Source organism: Paenibacillus sp. J23TS9 (genome assembly GCF_018403225.1).
Lineage (GTDB): Bacteria > Bacillota > Bacilli > Paenibacillales > Paenibacillaceae > Paenibacillus_AQ.
In genome coordinates, this window is record NZ_BOSG01000001.1 from 563,559 (window position 1) to 582,679 (window position 19,121).

The following is a 19,121-nucleotide window of genomic DNA, read 5'->3' on the forward strand; positions in this document are numbered from 1 at the left end:
TTCTATTTATTACCAAACTTTGTCGAGTAATAAAAAAGTAGTCCCCGTTTCCTTGGTGCGGAGTTGGGCGATTACTTTTTGTTTTCTACGCAATGGATACAGTATATTTGAGTTAGGAATTTTATATGGTTCTCTGAGGAGTGATGTTATGAAACCAAAAAAGAATGAATCTTTAGACGAAGATTTCCTGAATTACAAACCTAAGAAGGTTAAGCCTGCATCCTATGAGAAGCTTAGAAATGCAATAGGTTCCTTGACAAAAGAAGAAGCTGATGAATTGAGAGAAGAAGTTCGATGTTCGAGAGAGGAAGATTGGCGGTGATTTTTTTCTTCAAAGTTACTCAGCGTGCCTCCTGCTTCACGATAGGGCTGAGAGCGTGTCATGTATGGTTGTACGCTTTAGCGGACGCTTGGACAGGGAGATGTTTGTCTCTGAGATTGGAAGGCGCATGATACTACTGGAAGGGTTAACTGTAGATGACAGATGAAAAGTAATAATCTTCTACCTAATCTATACTCCTGCTTTATATTGCTTTGATAATGGAAAAACACCATTTGAACCAAAAATTCTCTAAAATAAACCTTACTGCACACTAGCGGTAAGGTTTATTTGAATTAATAGATGAAAGGTTGATTCGCACTCGTTTTTCTGACTGTTCAACTTTTATCACTCCCACAGGGAGTAGGGGTGAAGCCCCCCTAAGCGAAGCGCCCCAAGGCGAAGCCGCCCGATTGGAGAACTTCGTTCGACAAGAGATATTAAAAGAATATTAAAATATAAAAAGAATATTATATCCCATTTTGGGCGAAAAATATCACGCCGATTTCGCTCCACGGAGGGTAGATTCCGAAAAATATCACGCCGTTCAAATTTCGGAATTTTCACCTTAGCCATAGAGCCGTATAGCTTTATGGGGAACGCTTGGTATATCCCGATTTGAGGGAAAAATATCACCCCAAAATGGTAGCCAGAGGGGAAAAACAAAATATACTCTTGATTTGCATTGGGTAATAGTGGTAATATGCCAATTGAGTTAAAGATGCGCTAACATCAATGACTCGTAACGTGACCACCGCTTTAAGAACGGTTGGCTTTCGAATAGGTGACGATCAACCAAAAAATAAGTAGACCATTATCCTATCGCGGGACGGTCTACTTGTTTTTCTTTAAGTAGGTGAGAAGCGAAGCGCAACAAGGAAAACATTCGTTCTCTGTTGGGCATTGAAATAGCATTGTATGATACTAGTAAAAAGTTAATGTTGAAAGTTAGGGAGTATTTAATACATGATGAACGAAAGTGTAATAAGTAGCTAATTGGCTTGCAAACAATACAGCAAATTGGAGAAAGGATGCTTAATAATGCAAATTACCATTGCTGGTGATTGCCAGATGTACATTTACCTCAAGGATAAAGATGTTCATAAGCACAAATGTTCTATTTCAGACGTGAGATGCAAAATGCTGTATGACTCGCAAGACAATTTTATCGGGGTAAACATTATGAGCAAACGATCTGACACAGGAACAAGTATTGTGTTGCCAGAAGTAGGAGCAATCGAGTTCCCAATGTATAATGCTAAGGTAACGGAGAATGAGTCAGAAATTCTAATATTATTCGATGAAAAGGCACGGATACATAGAAAGGTTACAGATGAGTGCATTATTGATCTGTGCGATGCTGGAATCTCTGGTATCGAACCAATGCCATTTACACATATCGGAGGTAAGGAAGTCATCAAGCCATTTATCATCAGGGATGTTCCGGATGTTCAATTGCCAAGAATGTAGGTAACGTAACTGTAAAATCGTTGCACGCTTCTTTTTTGTTTGCAAAGTAGTAACATTTTTTCTATAATGTCCAAAACCGCTAACGAAAACTCCTTCATCTCCCTATTATATATTGATGGCAAGTTTTTAATGGTTGGTATTGGATGTAAACTATGAATTTCAAACAATAGACACAATTGTACCTGAATGATTGGGATATTCGGCAAAACCTTGCACAAAATATCTGCCAACTCCCTATATACTGTATACGTGCTTTCAAAAGTGGAAGGATTATAGTTAGTCTAACTAATCATATAATCTTCATAGCCAAATAAAACTTAATGTAAGCATTAGAACAGCCCCTAGGAGAAATCCTTTTGGCTGTTTTTTTATCTCCAAAATACCGAATACAAGGAATGGAAGTGATAATGAATTGCATCGGAAGAGTGACTTCGAAGGAAATTAGTGGAGACAGAGCAGAAGAAAAGAGAATAAGAAGTAAATGATTTTTTCATAAGGATAACTTAAAAAAAGGAGAACGGATATTATGGAAATAACACAACAATTTTTTGATGATCTATTCAAGGAAGAGAAGGCATATTTTCGCTGTATGAGACACACTGGCGGCAAATTAATTGATTATCATGGTAAGTATGATTCGACTCTGCGGGAAGCATTGGAACGAACAAACGAGGAGAACTATGAGGTGTATTTTGTAGTTAATAGCGGAGGTTATTCAAATAAGGATATTACAGTTATAAATGCTGTTTTTGTCGATTTGGATTGTGGGAAGAATAAAAATAAAGAGTATTATCCATTAGAAGTAGTCCGAGAATACAAAGAGAACAAGCTTGTTGAAATCAGGTCGTTCCCTATTAAGCCCACTTATATTATTGAAACACGCAATGGATTACATTGCTATTGGCTCTTAGATGACAATGCAACAGCAGAACGATTCAAAATTTGTGAGAATCTATTAATTACACATTTCAACGCCGATAAAGCGGTTAATAAAATGTGCAATCTGATGCGAGTTCCAAATACCTATTGGTGTAAAGATTCCCACAACAAGTATAAGATTAGTATCATTGAAAGAAACGATGTTCGGTATAACATTGAGGAAATCATTAGAAAATGCCCAACCACTCTCCTTAAAGTCATGTCACCAGATACGGTGGGGTTTGGTGACAGTGATAAGAAGAAAGATTGTACTAACTCTTTTATTACTGTGCCAAAACCCACCGCTATCAGTCAACCAGATATTACTCAGATTACTCCGAATTGGTTACTGGTTCAATATAGAAAAGAAGATATATTAAAAGAGCGATTAAATGCAGTTCAAATTACTTTACATAATCATAATGAGTTTTATGATTTCATTAAAAAACAAGACCTTGCAAAATATTTAGGAGTAAGAGGCGGTAAGTTCTCTTGTCTTTTCCATAAAGACAACAATCCGAGCGCTAATATAGTTGTGAGTGAATCAGGGCATCAAATATATTATTGTCACAGCGATAAGTGTAGACTTGACCACAAGGGTAAGAACATCATTCAATTAACAGAACTGCTTACTAATTATAGTCGCTACAAGGCTTTAGGATTTCTACGGAAGGTTTATAATGTGACTTATCATGAGACAGAATGGCAGAAGGAACGAAGAGGCATTCTGGAAGAAAATCAGCGCTTATTAATAAATGATGATTTTGAAGAATGTTATGAAGAAGTATATAAACGAATAAAGGATTATTTACCTGAGTTATATTCATTAAATGGAATTGCTAAAGATTTTATTCTAACAGAAGCATTCACAACATCAAATGGCAAACCGATTTTTTATGCCAGTAACAATTTTTTATCCTCTAAATTTGGAAAAGATGTTCAAGCTATTTCAAAGCACATTGCCTTATTCGCCTATTTAGGATTGCTTGATAAATTAAATGATTCGGAAATTCCAGAGTTTTTATTAAAAAGAGCAAAGAATGAAGCTGCAAAGAAGAATCAAAAGCAAACAATACAGTTTTATTCAATACCTTCATATGGAGAATTGTCTTTGGCATTCAGCAAAGCTAAAGCAATGGAGTATGTGAAAAAAGGATTTACAATGAAAGGATTCGGGAGGGAACTTTTGTTACGGACATTAGGAGAGGAAGAAGCAAATCGAGTTTATCCAAAAATGGAGGGAAAACAGATTTCTAAAAAGAGTGAAAAGATTAGTTTAGAAATCGAACAAGTTGCTTTGAAGAATATAAAAGAACGTGGATGGATAACCGAAAAGGAAATTTTGGCTATGGTAAGATCAAGCAATACACAAATCAAAGAACGCCATCTCAAAGCTATGCTTCCAGAGTTTCTTGATAAATATAGCCTTGTTAAAACGAGATTGAACAAGCAAATAAAATCCCAAATTAACTTTGGTGGTGAAGAAAGTAGCTATCCCTATATAATCCACATGAAAGAGTTGCTAGATTCAGTTGAAATGATCGAAAGTATTCCACAGATCAAGCAAATTCGTCAGGTGATTTCACCAAAATTGGCATTATCAAGAAAGGAACAGAAACTGAAAGTTGTACTGTAGGATTGTTGTAACGCAAATTTTCTGCTACTGTGTCAGCGTTCATGTAATTTGCCAGTGGAGAAATCACTGTCAATGGTGTGAGCGCTGGTTTAAATCTATCCAGCACCGCGCCGCCTGTTTATTTACGATAGTCCAGTCCCGTAAATAGCTATAAATTATCGTGCTTTCTATCGTAAAGGGCGATAGATTTTGTAATGCGGATAAATCGATATGAACAATGGCGCAAATTCAGTTTGTCTCGTATCATTGACTATCAAAAATCTCTGAAGACAAATCATACGAAAGTCCTTAGTAATCAATTGCAATGTTCCAAATGGGCGATATGATGTTGTCTGTTGGCTATTGGAAAGCTAATGAATGAAGAAAATACAGAGGTAGTGCTGAGAAAGGTAAGTAGAGTGGATGAATGAGGGTGAAGGAAGAACTGGAGCAATTGAATGAATGGTTCGATAAGTCCGAAACTAGATTTAATGAACGTTACGACAGGCAGGAAGCAATGGTCGTTCAGGCGACAGAAATATCTCTTGACACTAATCAAATATTAGCAGATATGTTGGAAAACCAATCAATCCGAACAGAGACTTCAATAAGCTGAATTGAGTTTAGAGCTGATAAAGAACAATTGCTAAGAACGATAAAGCGTATTAATGATCTAGATAAATGATTTGACCGATTTGAAATATAAGTAACAAAAGCAAAAGCCTGTAATGGCTCTTTGCTTTTGGTTGGTGTAGATGTAATAAGTCTATGGATAAGTAAAGTTTTAATGTGTTTAAGAACGTATACCTTTATGGCTATTAGAAAAGAACCAACATTCCAGTTTGAAAACGTGTGTAAAGCATTTTATAAACGTTTATAAATACTTGTATACATTTATAAACGTATTTGGTATGATTAAAGCATCAAAACTAAAGAGGGATGCCTAATGTCCACCAAAACGTTTGCGTACATACGTGTTTCAACTAAAGACCAAAATCCAGACAGACAGATTCATGAAATGATTCAACTTGGAATTAGTGAAAGGGATATATTCATTGAGAAGGAAAGTGGAAAGAATTTTGATCGTCCGCAATATCAAGCTTTAAAGCAATGTCTACGCCATGGAGACCTATTATACATAAAATCAATTGATCGTTTTGGGCGTAACAGTAAGGAAATAAAAAGAGAGTGGGAACACATCACTCAGGAGATTAAGGCAGACATTAAGGTGCTCGATATGCCCTTACTCGACACAACGCAGCATAAGGATACGTTAGGGACGTTTGTAAGTGATTTGGTGCTACAAGTGCTTTCTTTCGTAGCTGAACGTGAACGTGAGAACATCAAGCAAAGGCAGGCGGAAGGAATATCTGTTGCAAAGGCAAAAGGTAAGCATTTAGGGAGACCCCAGATGAATTGGGAGTCATTAACAAGAGAACAAAAAGCAACTCTAGAATTGAATTATTCTAAGTGGCAAGATAAAGAGATAACAGCGGTACAATTTATGGAGATGTTAAGACTTAGAAAGAATACCTTTTATAAAATTGTGAAAGAATATCATAAATAGTTTGGTTTAATTACTACTACTCTTAAAAAAGGTAGTAGTTTTTTTATTGTGTTACATTTTTTGGGAGGGGGTGAGTAAATATCAAAATCGAAATTAAATTTACAGAAAAAGGGTGTAACTGATCTAATCAGCTAGGCTGCCTAAAATGATTAACTAAGTTATAGACTAATGTTACCAAGGGTATTCCTTTGTGTCAGACCTTTGTGACTGAGAAAATAGAGACTCAGACTGACGGCGACATTATGCTAACGGGCAGGATAGCTAGTATGCGAAAAATGGATTGAACTAAGAAGTAATATCGATAAATTATCCTATCAATCTATTGCTATTGGGGAGAATAGTTCACTAATTGATGAATAACAAACTCTTTCTCTTGTTCAGGGGTTAATCCAGAAGGTATCAGATTACCTAACACCGTCTTGAATAATTCAACTATTTCAGAGTCAAATCTAGCTATCATGTCTTCTGCCATGGTCATTATTCTATCATGTTCATCTCTAACATATCTGTGGTATACCTTAAGTTGAAGTTCAGGGTTTTTATCTTTAATCTCTATAAGAGTGCCATAACAGTATAAACAAGGTTCAAACTTAGTATATAGATGAATAAGCCCTGACAATTTTTCTTTTTCTGCTTCTACATAGATTTCAGATAGACGTTTATCAGCATCAGTTAGCTCAAGTTTTTTTACCTGATAAAAAGTATGAAGCCAGTTAATTTTCTCGACTATTAAACGCTCACAGCAGGTTTTCTTAGTGGTCATATGTGGATTATTTAGATCCCTTTCAGGTACTTCGGAAAAATCTAAATTCTCGTTTAACCTAAGTAATTTATAAAATGGTGATTCTTGCTCCATACATACATATATTTTTTCTTTTTCAAGTTCATCTAAAAGATTTTTTATGTCGATACCTTGGTTCTTGCCATTTACTGAAACCTCAACAATTAAGTCTTGTTTATTATATTGGCTGCTTGCAATGAAAATAGCATTATCTAGCTTTGGAAAAATCGTATTGCTGATCTCAGCAAATCCTATATTGTTGCTATTGTAAAACTTGTCGATGTAAGCCTTATAGTTAGTTTGTACTACTACATTAGAAAATTGGTTTGTAATTATTTCAAAAATCTTTTCGCGAATTTGTTCTAGTTTCTTTTCCATGTATTGAGTATTCATAACAACACGTCCCCCAGCTTTTTTTCAAAAATCTAATCCGATCATAACACAGACTTATGTATGTTGTTAGCATTGACCATCATGTAAAATGTAAGTACGCTAAATGTAAAAAGTCACCTTATTAGTCGATAACTGTAAACGATCGTAGGTGGGGTTGAATATGTCTAATGTTAAGCAGGATGCAAACCAAATAGACACGATAAACCTTTCGGTAGCGAGACTTTACTAGAATGGTTCTCCTAACAATTATGTAGTTCTAGGGGGAGCGTTGGTGATCTCCAGCTATTCTATCAGGGAAGTAACTACTTCACAGCAGACAGAGGACATTTAAGGTTTTCCAGCTCCAGCGGAAGTAGCCACCCACTTGGAAATTGGAATTTCAGTGGGGCGATTGTTACTGGTCTGAATGCGGTTGCTGTGTTTGGATAATTAAAATTGAATGGATTAATGACAGTCACTCCGGCTGTCTTTATTGTATTTATATATCATATAAAGTATAAATGTGGTACGTTTTAACTGGTAATATAGAACTATTTTTCTATCTATTTTTCTAGGTATTGATTTTTTGGAAGTGTACTTTAATAGAAAATTAACGAGGTGTCTTATGGAAATTAGAGAATTGCTAAATTTTGATTTCCCAGCAGATGTAATTGATATGTGGGAGAAGGCTCGTTTTTGTGATTTAACACCAATTCAAGAAGAGGCAATTAATAAAGGTTTATTTAGTGGGAAGAATTTGGTGATTGCTGCTCCAACCTCTTCTGGAAAAACTTTTATAGGCGAAATGGCTGCTATTCAATATTCATATTCAAATAAAAAAACTATCTATTTAGTACCATTTAAAGCTGTAGCAGATGAAAAATTTGAAGATTTTAAAGAAAAATATTACGATCTAGGGTTTAATATTCGAATTTCAGATGGAGATCATAGAGATGATGATGATTATATTCGAGTTGGAAACTATCATATAGCAGTAATGACTTATGAGAAACTTTCGGGAATGCTAATAGCCAGCCCTAGTATGTTAAATAACTGTGATTGTGTTATTGTTGATGAGGTTCAAATGATGAGCGACCCACAACGAGGGGGAAATTTGGAGCTATTATTGACTAAAATAAAAGAGTCTAGTAAAAGAACCCAAATTATAGCTTTAAGTGCAGTACTAAGCTCGCTAAATGGTTTTGATAAATGGCTTGGAGCCGAGGTAATACAGGTAGATAAAAGACCTGTGGAATTAAGGCAGGGAGTATTATTTACAAATGGGAAATTTGAATATAAGGAATGGAATACATCATTAATTGATGAAGAGCAAATAAATGCTACTGACTTATATGGCTTAATTGAATATTTAGTGGGCAAGGATGAACAAATTATTATTATCAAGAACTCAGTTCCATCAACGCAACAAGTAGCCAAAGATTTAGCACGTTATTTTTCGAGAATGCCAGCAGCGTCAAAAGTAATTGGTCGACTTAGAGAAGAGCCTGAAACTGAAATACGTGACGAATTATTAGTAACACTCAGAAATTCTATTGCATTTCACAATTCTGACTGCGATATTAACGAGCGTAGATTGGTCGAAGCAGGTTTTAAAGAGAAACATATTAAGATATTAGTTTCAACTACTACTCTTTCAATGGGGGTCAATCTTCCTTGTAAGACTGTAATACTTGCAGACCATCAGAAATGGGATGTAGCAGGTGCGACCCCTACGCTTGTAAATTGGAGTGTAGGAGAGGTGAGAAATATATTTGGTCGTGCGGGTCGTTATGGAATAGAAAACGATTTTGGTAGGGGGATTTTCTTAGCTAAAAATGCAGTAGAACGTGAATTTATTAAAAGAACTTATTTGAAGGCTCCTTTAGAGGAATTTACATCAGCATTTGAAGGCAAGGATATTAGCTTACGGGTGTTAGATGTAGTAGCATCAGGATATGGAGATAGTGTTGAAAACATTACTGATTTCATTTTTAAAAGTTACGCGGCTCTTTCTTGGGATAATGATATTGCAAAGCAACAGATTATAGATCACATAAATAAAGGAATAGATATATGTTTAACATATGGACTGTTTGAGCAGTCTTCACATGCTAAAATTACAATAACTGAATTGGGAAAAGTATGTGCTTCCATGGGTTGTTCAATAGAATCATTTTCATTGCTAGTAGAGCATATACAAACGATAACTCAACTTAATTATCTTGAACTCATATACTTGTTATCAAAAACAGAGGAGATTAATGGTAAGTTCTACAGAATTAGATGGGATAATCAAGAGCTTAAATATAAGATACAAGTTCGTCTTAGAGAAGAACATGCCAATGGTGAGATGACAGGAGTCTATCTATCAGAGTATGAAAGGCTCGCAAATATTGGAAGACCATTAACTAAATCATTATGTGCATCATTCTCAATGGTTTTGTTAGTCAAAGATATACTTTATAGTGAGAATAGTCTATCTACCATTAAAAAAAGTTTTGGTTTTACATCAGCTAGTATTAGGAGCGTTTCGCTTAATTTGAGTTGGATGCTAGATGTGGTTTATCAGATTTCGAACGTGATAAAACCAGAATTTACAAGTGAAATAGAACGACTAAATAAATGTGTTTCAAATAGATCGACACTAAAAAGTCATTTCCTAAATACCCTATCTAATTATCTAACACGAGAAGAGAAAATAAGATTGGTCGAATCCGGATTAGTGGCTTTGGATGAGTTTTTGGAGAAGGATACATCAGAATTTAAAGGTATAATAAACCCTACAAAAGTTGATAAGGTTATCAAAGCTATCAACGATAATAGAGATAGGAACTCGCAGTTCTGGGAAAGAGATCATGTTATTAGGATTGAAAAATTAGGTTTAGATTCTACATTAATTAAAAGTTTATACAATGTACTAGGACTTGAATTTGAACACAAACTATGTGAGTTGTTTAATGTGGATTTCATTGATGGTACAGTGGATAGAATCTCAGAGCAAAGCAAAGGTGAACCTGATCTTTTAATGATTCTTGGTAATGGACATAAGTATACTATTCAAGTAACAGCAAAGGAAGACAAGACTAAGTATATTGATTCAAAAAAGGCAGGGGATGTTATACCGCAATCAGCACGGTTAGACCCAGATGGTTATGTATGCTTAGGAAGACCCGATTTCCAAGAGTTGGCTATTGACCAAGCAAGCCATTTGGGTAAGAAACACAATTTCAAGTTAGTTCCTTTGTATGCTTTAATAGAGTTGTTTGTTCGAGTAAAAGAAGGAGAACTTAGTTCTGAGGGCGTCACAAATTTTTTAGTTGAATCTAAGGGTTATTTAAATATTTCAAAGATTAATAAGTACTTCAAAGGATGATTTTGGCGATAAGCAATCACATATGATTATTCACGATCTTTTAGTTTTAAAAAATTGAAATATCGACATAAATAGAGGTGATTAAAATGCATTTTTTTGTAAGTGATAATGGATGGCTTCCAGATGATGTAGGAGATCGCTTTCCTTGTATTGTATTAGTAACTGATAATTGGGACGATATGTTTATAGCAGAAACTCTATTCCATGCAAAGTATTATCAGAGAAATGGTGAGTTTACTGTGTTAGGTGATATAAAAATTATGACAACTAAGGGCGGGGTTACAAGAAGACATTTAGATAGATATTTTACTCAACTTGATGAAACTTACTGCGCCCTTGGTCAAGATGTAAAGTTTTATAAAAAAATACGTGAAACGATACCAGCGGTAGAACAAAATGATATTTTTAATGCTTTACGTGATGCAGCCATCAATTCAGATGTAGCTGAACAATTTAAGAGGAATAATTTATTTAGATCATCCTTATTAAGATTTAGCGATGCAGTTAAAGCATATAAAGAGGCTGCAGAAATTTTTAACAACCAAACAATCGAGAAGGTTTTAAAATTTAATTTTAGCTGTCTATTAAAGAATGCTTCTAATAAGCATGTAATTAATTTAGACTTTGAATCATCTAACCTTCCTTATCGCATTAATGCTTTAGTTGGGAAAAATGCTACAGGTAAAACTAAAGTATTAAGAGAATTAAGTGCAAAAATGAGTGGTTTACTACAACCTAATGAAGATTCATTTATCCCAGAGAGACCTTCATTCAGTAAAGTAATTGTTGTATCCTTTAGCGCATATGATGACTTTTATAAACCATTTGACGAAAAAGAAGATCTTGGAAACATATTTTTTAGTTATGTATATTGTGGATTAAAAACCAAAGATGGTCTGTTAGAATTACAAGGTATTGAGCGTAACTTTTACGAAAGCTTTTCACGTGTTGCTTTTAGAGGGTATACAGATAAATGGTATGATCTGATGCTTGAGTTCTTTAATAAAGATGATATTTCACTAATTCAGGAAATTGCAGAAGCTAAAGCTAATGGTAAAGATGTTCAGTATAGTATAGACTCTCTTTTAAGTTCTGGACAGAAAGTAATATTGCTTAGTATAACCAATATTATTGAACATATTGAAAATGATTCAATTTTATTTATTGATGAACCTGAAATCCACCTTCATCCAAATGCAATTGGAAAATATATGAAAATGTTATACGCAACTCTAGAGAAGTTTAATGCATATGCGGTTATTGCTACTCACTCCCCATTAATAATTCAAGAAATACCTTCAAGATATATAAATGTATTTTACCGTAGTGAAAATTCAACATATATCAATAAGCCTTACATAGAAACCTTCGGTGAAAGTATTAGTGTTATCACAAGTGATCTATTTGAAGTAAGAGAACATGAGAGCAATTATAAGACTTGGCTTAGTGATCAAATCAATGATGGAAAAACTAAAGGAAATATTATGGCATTGTTTGTAAATGGACTAAGCTTTAATGCACTCACATATCTAAACAATGTTGTTCGTGTACAAAGAGAGGAGGAGTAGCTAATGAAGAAGCTAGTACCTCCTAGATTAGATGCGATGGATATATATTCAACCTTAAAGAATAATGTAAATAGAGTTAATACATTGGATAAATATGATAGACTATGTACTTTAGAAGGAACAGTTTTTCAACGGTATGATGACTATTTAGCGACGACAAATAATTTAGAGCTACTAAGTATCAGTACAATTACAGATGAGAACGATAAAGTGGCATTGGAAAGCTGTTATTCAAGAAATCCGAACGGATATTTTGAAGGAAGGGTAGTAACTCAAATAATAGAAATCCAGACTCCGCAGCACAAAAATAATTGTCCGTACTGTGGTCTTGATTCTCCGAGAACTATTGATCATTATCTACCAATAAGTGATTTTCCTGAGTATTCAGTATTTCCACCCAATCTTATTCCCTGTTGTTCATATTGTAATAGTAAAAAAAATGACCGCTGGTTAGGTGTAGATGGTCAGAGGTTATTCATTAATATGTACTATGATAATATTGACAATTTACAGAAGTATCTTTTTTGTAATACTCGCTTTGATAATGAAAGGACGGATGAATATTATTTTGCACCTCTAATAACTTTTGCTATTCAAAATACTGGAGTAATCCCAATTGAGACTTATCGAGTTATTGAAAGCCATTACACCAAACTCGATCTTACAAAACAATTTAGTAAGAAGATCGAAGAACAAATTTCTGTGATTATGGATAAGGTTTATCATGGCGCTAGAATTGAAGTGATTCAAGAGTCATTAAACGATGACTATGATAACCACATTAGAATGTATGGTAGGAATTTTTGGAGAACATCATTTTTAGAGGAGATTAAAGGTAATGCTCTATTTTTTGATAGAGTTAAAGAACCTGAATTTAGAGATTATTTTCATTTGAAACATATTGTAAAGTAAGAAAAGCATTGAAAAGTACAGTGTTATCAAGCTTTTGGCGGAATGTCTGACGCGGTATTTTGAGGAAATAGTGTGTTCGATTTTATTAATATTATAAATAATTGAATTATGAAGATTATTAATCTAAGTCCTAGTACACTCAAGTTTTTTTAATTTGTTTCCATTATCAACAACATCGAACGGAGTTGACAAAAATCAATCAAAATATTACTGTAATACTGAAATCATTTTTACCAATTAATCTTTTACTTCCAAACCGATAAATAACGAGAAAATTGAATATGATACATAGATTTGGCAAGCAAAACATCGATTCCATCAGCCACCTGTTCGGCTACACGATCAATATCAGCAAGTCTAAGCCGACGAACAGCGAGTTCATCGCGATGGTCGCAGACAAGCTGAGAATCGAGCATAAGGTGTCCTGAAAGGGTTAGGGGCTTTGAGAGAGCAAACATATTTTAATTAAATCAATGCACGCATTTTATGATAAACTTTTCCAAGACCGTTGTTGATTGGGTTTCGTGAAAATCCAATGAACGGCGGTTTTTTGCGTTGTGTTGATAACAGAAGGTCTGAACTATTTTTGTGCATCATTTTTGTTTTTTGTATACATAGGAGTCTTTTTCTTCGTTATGTCAGTAGAAAGGAGCGGGCGATCATCAATGAAGCATTAATCAAACAATTGATCCAAAGGGGAAATGTCATCAAGCGTTATTTAATCCGGATCGGCGCACGTCCGCCGGATGCTGAAGAAATCGTACAAGATACCCTGATGCAGGGGATCGAGCATGTGGAAGCAATCGATCCGGTCAAATTCACGTCCTGGCTTTTTAAGGTGGCCACCCATAAATACTATGATCTATACAGGAAAGAAGCAAGAAGAGGAAAGACGATTTCGATCGAATCGGTGTCCCTGCAGGATGAACATTCCCCGGAAAACGAGTATTTAAGGCAGGAGAAGAGTCTGGAGATCAGGGCGCTTCTGAATCTAATTCCGCATAAATACAAGCAGCTGCTCATTTTGAAGTACGAAATGGGTTTGTCTTACGAGGAAATCGGCATTTTGATGAATGTGAAGTCCGAGCGGATTAAGACGGAATTATATCGGGCACGAAAAACGTTCAAAAAGATCTATGAAGGAGAATGCGGATATGAACCATGACTTTTCAGATGAATTGGATGAGCTTGGAAAGCTCGGAAAGCTCGGAGAGAGTGAAGAGAAGGATTTTCACAGGCTGCTGAAAAAAACGAAAAGAAAAACAATGCTGCGGAACGTTATCATTTCAGTCATATGCGCGGTCTTGGTTGTGCTGGGCTTGCTCATCGCAAACCGGGTACTGTTATCCCGCAGCCTGAATGCCGCTTATAACGACATGTACCATTACAAACAAATTTCGGATCCTAATGTGAATCTCGGCAACATTCAATCCGTGGACGGCATCTGGAGCGGAACGGCAGAATTCCAAGCCTATAAAATCATCGAAGGTATTCCGCTTCCTTGGTCGGAGAAGAAGATACAATACAATGTTCTTAACCATTTTTCATTGTATAATGGCGGGTACTCTCCACTGAGCGTAACGGATCCGAAGATGGTAGAGCAGGGCATGAATTTCGCTAGATCCTATAACATGCAAAATGGACAAAGAGAGCTGTTGTTCTATCATCCGGCGGTTCAATATACCAAAATGCTGAAAGAGGTCACCGAGCTGGGACAGATTGACCCGAAAAAAAGAGTAGAGCTATCCATCTCTTTCGACCGAAGCTACACTTCCAAAGAAATCCGTGCCATGCTTCCTGCTGGTGTCCATGCCAGATGGTTCTGGGTCGATACGTATTCTGCCGATTATGTGAAGTATTTAGGAAATGTTCCTTATCTTCCGATATCCGGCAGCAATGTGTTCGGCTATTCTGCCTATGCCGATCAGGAGGACAAGTTTGAGAACAATGAGGAAAAGTTCATTGCGTTCATCCATGCCGGTCTCAAGTTAAAAGGGAATTACGACTTTGAATATCACCAGATTTTCGATAAATTAAGAGGCAGCAAAGCCGAGCCGACAAAAGACGATGTGCATAACATTGGTGTTGTCGTTACGGGAAGCCCCGAATCATTGCAAGCTTTACAGACGAAGAGTTATGTTCGTGCAGCCGTATTGGGAGCCATTGTTGATAAGTATTGATTCTGCATTGAATTTGCATCCGTTTTTCATAAGAACATGGATATGTTAAACTACTCCTATCTAGATTGTTTCATGGGGGTTAGGAGATTCAATGTCAGAAGAGAAGATTGTTGGTTATAAAGTAAAGTTTAATATAGGGAAAAGATTTCGGATGAAGGTATATATGACCAAAGACTATTATGATGTATGGATGAACCTACGAGATGCAGCTATTAAGGATGTATGGGTAGAAGAGGTTGAATTAGAACAAAGTTATTTTATCAGTTGAAAAGAGGAAGCATCATCTTTTTCCGCAAAGATGGTGCTTTTTTATATACTTATTCCATAAAGTTTGAAAAAAGTGAAAGAGTCTAGGTTATAATTGGATATATAATAAGGGAGGAAATGGAAAATGAGCCGTGTATTTGTGATTTCAGACCATCATTTTGGTCATCAGAAAATTATCGATTTTGAATCCAGACCATTCCAAAATGCCGAAGAGATGGACGAGTATATGATTAATCAGTGGAATACCGTTGTATCCGGAGAGGACAAGGTATTTCATCTCGGCGATTTTTCATTTTATAATAAAGAAAAGACGCGGACTATTGTGGACAGATTAAACGGGAATAAGTTTCTGATTCTGGGCAACCACGACCGTGGACGAAGCAAGGCATGGTGGCTGGATGCCGGTTTTAATGAAGTAAGTGAATATCCGATTGTGTTCCAGTCTTTTTTCATTTTATCCCATGAACCGATGTATATGAATAAACATATGCCCTACGTGAATATTCACGGACATATTCATAGTCAGAAATACGAGGGACAGCATTATTTCAATGCCAGTGTGGAGCTATGGGACTATAAACCTGTTTCTTTTGAAGAGATCAAGAGCAGCTTGGTCGCAAACGAGGAGCAGTAAAACATAGGTGCACGTGAAGACAAGCACAGCGGCCAACTGGTAAAGGTTACAAACTTTTGGCTGGATAAGCTTCCCTAAAAAACATAGTATGGATATAGGGTAGCAGCTTTACACAAAAGCTGTGCTATGCGATGAAGAGAGGAGCTTCACGTTGACTTTTAAAAAATGGATGATCGCTGCTTCGGCGGCCGCTGTCGTTTTGTTATCCGGTACATCAATTATGGCCTTGGCAAAGGCCAATCCTATAAAAATCATGCTGAATGGCACTGAGCTTGTAACTGCGAAAGCAGCTCAAAAGGTGGACGGGATCGTCATGCTTCCGTTAAAAGAACTTGGTCAATTGTTTGGCAAGAAAGTATCCTATGACGAGAAAAGCAATACCGTTTCGGTAGACAATATTTCGGGAGTTACGATAGGCGAATCCGAGGATAAAACCGTTCATATTACAGGGAACGAGACTGAAACGGGAACCTTTGACCAACTTCAAATCCAGACTCCTGTATTTAGCCGCAGTATACCTGGATACAATGTAACGAATCCCTCTTACGCACCGTTCATTGCTACGCAAGATCTGGATGGAGATGGGAAAAAGGAAATCGTCATTATTCTGACCACCGGGTATGGTACCGGAGTTTACCAGTCCAATGTTCTTGTGTATACTGCTGAGGGAGACTTGATTCCTGTCGAAGATGCCAATACGGTGTTTTTAAAGCAGTTTAGTGGCAATTATACCGCGAAGGGGCTTGAAATAACGCTTCAAGCGAATCATTATACCATTCCCTCGGAGCTTCTGATGACTGAAAAAGAATATCTTGGCGATAAGCCGGGCATCGGTGGTATAATGCGGTATACTGTAGAGGATGGAGTATTAACCGCTACAACGGCAGTTCAGGTTTCTCCTGCGGAATTTGTGGGTGATATACATCTGAAATATTCTTTTAAAAATGGCTTATTCCAAGCCGAAAATGCAACCTTTGAATTATATCCGGAATATCGTTCTTAAACGCGTGAAAGGAAGTATATGAAAACATCTAAGAGTACATACACAATGATTATTTCCATGCTTGCGGCAATATGTATATTCACTTTTTCAGGCTGCAGCATAGGAAGTGTCCCGGATACCGGAAAATCGGATTCAGTGGACGGAAAGAAGTTAAAGGTATATTTTCTGGATGTGGGGCAGGGTGCTTCGCAGCTTTTGGTCACTCCTTCTGGGAAAACAATGCTGATCGACGCAGGCAATAATGACAAGGAACAAACGATGCTGGATTACATGAAAAAATACCGTATATCCAAGCTTGATGTTGTCATTGGAACGCATCCCGATGCGGACCATATCGGAGGTCTGGATAAGGTCATTGACCATATCCCGGTTACCACCATATATATGCCCAAGGTGCAATCCAATACGAAAACCTTTGAATCCCTGTTGCAGTCGATTAAGAACAAAGGACTCAAAGTCAAGACGGCCAAAGCAGGTTTATCCTGGGATTTGGATAATCAGGTGCATGTGGAAATGCTTGCTCCAAAGGGTACCTACGAGGATACGAATAATATGAGCGCTGTGGTTAAGATTACCTATGGCAAAAATTCATTTCTGCTGACAGGTGATGCTGAAGCTGAAAGTGAAAAAGCAATGCTCGCTTCGGGTGCGGATGTGCAGGCAGATGTCATGCTGGTGGGCCATCATGGCTCTAACTCATCCACAACCTTGAAATTTTTGAAAGCAGTAAATCCTAAATATGCAGTTATTCAGGTAGGTAAAGATAATACCTATGGTCATCCCAAAAGTACGGTGTTAAGTCGTTTGCAAAAGCAGGGGGTCGAGGTTTACCGTAACGACAAACAGGGAACCATTGAAATTACATCGGACGGGAATTCACTTCATATTGTCACAGAAAGGTGAGTGGCTCATGTGAAAGGGCATAAAGGATATGTCGAAGGATTTGAAGAAGAGTACTGCAAGATTGAAATTGACGGAAGCGTAGAATACATTCCGAAAATCAAAGTTGCTTCCGATGTGAAGCAGGGCGATGTTGTGGAGTGGAATGGAGATAAGTGGCTCCCTAACCCCGAACTAACGCGTACACGCAGCGAAGAAATCAAAAAAATGATGGATGATGTGTGGGAAGATTAAAAAACTCTTCAACTTTTTAAAAGTTGAAGAGTTTTTTGCTTAAATGAAAGATATATGACAAATAAATATATTATTCCTCTACGATCAATTTACCAGTCATGTTATCGTGACCAGCACCGCACATTACGGAGCAATCAAAGTCAAAGCTACCGGCTTTGTCAGCAGTAAATTCGGCTGTGCCATCTTTTTGCAGGTTCACATTGTACTCGGGAATTTCAAGGCCATGCGCACCTTCAGTGTTTTTGAAAGTCAACTTCACTTTGTCGCCTTTTTTCACTTTGATTTCGGATGGTGTGAACTCAAAGCTTTTTGCGTTTACAGTGATTTCTTTTGTAGCTCCGCCTGCAGTAGACGAAGAATCAGATGCGCTGCTGGAACTGGAATCATCGTTGCCGCATGCAGCAAGAACGGTTGCAGAAAGAGCAGCGACAGCGATCAGAGAAAATAATTTCTTTTTCATTTCTATGTGCCTCCCCTTTTTATCTATGTGGCTAAGTTGATTAACCATTACAAAACACGAGTTTACGCTTTTCGTATGTCAGTGTCAACATAAAAATAAATTGAATATACAGAATCAAGATGATATTTAATGTTATTTGAATTTTCAAACCATCGAAAAATCCATGATAAAAATCATATGACAAAAATGTAATAAGATCAATTATTGACGAATTTGTTAACGAGGAGTATGCTACTTAACGTTTGGTAGCATTATTTGTAATTTTATTAACATTGCTTACTTTAGTTTGCAACGGAAAGAAAAGGGGTAATGAAAAGCAGATTCCTTTATTGGATGCAGCCTGAACAGATATTTAATGAACCGATTCATTAATGAAGATCCAAGGACGGTATCGAAAAAACGGAAACCCTATCTGCTTGATTCATGTAAGACGTTTGTAAGGTGTAAAAAAGAAAGTCGCTTGATGAACATAGCAAACATCGGAGCTGTGCGTCTATCATGCATCTGGAAAGTTACTGCGTAGTCTTCAAATAAGTAGATCAATATAA

At 36.5% G+C, this 19,121-nt stretch carries 17 protein-coding genes and 1 pseudogene; 16 read left to right on the top strand and 2 right to left on the bottom strand.

Annotation, left to right across the window (positions count from 1 at the left end):
• Positions 1-148 precede the first annotated feature (148 nt).
• From KJS65_RS02715 to KJS65_RS02735, 5 genes are all read left to right on the top strand, one after another.
• Entirely contained in the window at positions 149-322 is a 174-nt protein-coding gene (locus KJS65_RS02715; protein WP_213648457.1) for a hypothetical protein, read from the top strand.
• Between the two features lie 1,038 nt (positions 323-1,360).
• A complete protein-coding gene (locus KJS65_RS02720) occupies positions 1,361-1,789 on the top strand; it encodes a hypothetical protein (protein WP_213648458.1) in 429 nt (142 codons plus the stop codon).
• A gap of 526 nt (positions 1,790-2,315) precedes the next feature.
• Positions 2,316-4,343: a hypothetical protein gene (locus KJS65_RS02725; protein WP_213648459.1), complete on the top strand. Its 2,028-nt coding sequence runs from the start codon at positions 2,316-2,318 to the stop codon at positions 4,341-4,343.
• A 412-nt stretch (positions 4,344-4,755) separates the two neighbouring features.
• Positions 4,756-4,938, top strand: a complete 183-nt coding sequence (locus tag KJS65_RS02730; protein WP_213648460.1) for a hypothetical protein — start codon at positions 4,756-4,758, stop codon at positions 4,936-4,938.
• Positions 4,939-5,268: 330 nt separating this feature from the next.
• Complete coding sequence (locus tag KJS65_RS02735; protein ID WP_213648461.1) at positions 5,269-5,889, top strand: recombinase family protein; 621 nt, start codon at positions 5,269-5,271, stop codon at positions 5,887-5,889.
• Between the two features lie 325 nt (positions 5,890-6,214).
• Here KJS65_RS02735 and KJS65_RS02740 read toward each other — a convergent pair whose 3' ends face one another.
• Positions 6,215-7,063, bottom strand: coding sequence for a hypothetical protein (locus tag KJS65_RS02740; protein WP_213648462.1), 849 nt, complete (start codon positions 7,061-7,063; stop codon positions 6,215-6,217).
• 604 nt (positions 7,064-7,667) lie between these two features.
• Here KJS65_RS02740 and KJS65_RS02745 point away from each other — a divergent pair.
• From KJS65_RS02745 to KJS65_RS02795, 11 genes and pseudogenes are all read left to right on the top strand, one after another.
• Positions 7,668-10,415, top strand: coding sequence for a DEAD/DEAH box helicase (locus tag KJS65_RS02745; RefSeq protein WP_213648463.1), 2,748 nt, complete (start codon positions 7,668-7,670; stop codon positions 10,413-10,415).
• Between the two features lie 86 nt (positions 10,416-10,501).
• Positions 10,502-11,983: an AAA family ATPase gene (locus KJS65_RS02750; RefSeq protein WP_213648464.1), complete on the top strand. Its 1,482-nt coding sequence runs from the start codon at positions 10,502-10,504 to the stop codon at positions 11,981-11,983.
• Positions 11,984-11,986: 3 nt separating this feature from the next.
• On the top strand, positions 11,987-12,895 hold the full coding sequence (locus tag KJS65_RS02755) for an HNH endonuclease (RefSeq protein WP_213648465.1): 909 nt from the start codon (positions 11,987-11,989) through the stop codon (positions 12,893-12,895).
• Between the two features lie 305 nt (positions 12,896-13,200).
• Positions 13,201-13,323, top strand: a pseudogene (locus tag KJS65_RS02760) (sporulation initiation factor Spo0A C-terminal domain-containing protein); the annotation flags it as partial.
• A 257-nt stretch (positions 13,324-13,580) separates the two neighbouring features.
• Entirely contained in the window at positions 13,581-14,060 is a 480-nt protein-coding gene (locus KJS65_RS02765) for an RNA polymerase sigma factor (protein ID WP_213648466.1), read from the top strand.
• Positions 14,050-15,075, top strand: a complete 1,026-nt coding sequence (locus tag KJS65_RS02770; protein WP_213648467.1) for an anti sigma factor C-terminal domain-containing protein — start codon at positions 14,050-14,052, stop codon at positions 15,073-15,075. The genes KJS65_RS02765 and KJS65_RS02770 overlap by 11 nt, the downstream gene beginning before the upstream one ends.
• Before the next feature lie 91 nt (positions 15,076-15,166).
• Positions 15,167-15,343 carry a hypothetical protein gene (locus KJS65_RS02775; RefSeq protein WP_213648468.1) on the top strand — a complete coding sequence of 59 codons (177 nt, stop codon included), beginning with the start codon at positions 15,167-15,169 and terminating at the stop codon, positions 15,341-15,343.
• 123 nt (positions 15,344-15,466) lie between these two features.
• The gene (locus tag KJS65_RS02780) at positions 15,467-15,976 is read left to right on the top strand and encodes a metallophosphoesterase (protein WP_213648469.1); all 510 of its coding nucleotides are present in this window, start codon (positions 15,467-15,469) and stop codon (positions 15,974-15,976) included.
• A 151-nt stretch (positions 15,977-16,127) separates the two neighbouring features.
• Positions 16,128-16,979: a stalk domain-containing protein gene (locus tag KJS65_RS02785; RefSeq protein WP_213648470.1), complete on the top strand. Its 852-nt coding sequence runs from the start codon at positions 16,128-16,130 to the stop codon at positions 16,977-16,979.
• An 18-nt stretch (positions 16,980-16,997) separates the two neighbouring features.
• Complete coding sequence (locus tag KJS65_RS02790) at positions 16,998-17,882, top strand: ComEC/Rec2 family competence protein (RefSeq protein ID WP_213648471.1); 885 nt, start codon at positions 16,998-17,000, stop codon at positions 17,880-17,882.
• A 9-nt stretch (positions 17,883-17,891) separates the two neighbouring features.
• On the top strand, positions 17,892-18,113 hold the full coding sequence (locus tag KJS65_RS02795) for a DUF3006 domain-containing protein (RefSeq protein WP_244864351.1): 222 nt from the start codon (positions 17,892-17,894) through the stop codon (positions 18,111-18,113).
• Positions 18,114-18,183: 70 nt separating this feature from the next.
• On the opposite strand, the gene KJS65_RS02800 is transcribed toward KJS65_RS02795, so the two are convergent.
• Positions 18,184-18,573, bottom strand: coding sequence for a cupredoxin domain-containing protein (locus tag KJS65_RS02800; RefSeq protein WP_136606284.1), 390 nt, complete (start codon positions 18,571-18,573; stop codon positions 18,184-18,186).
• Between the last annotated feature and the right edge of the window lie 548 nt (positions 18,574-19,121).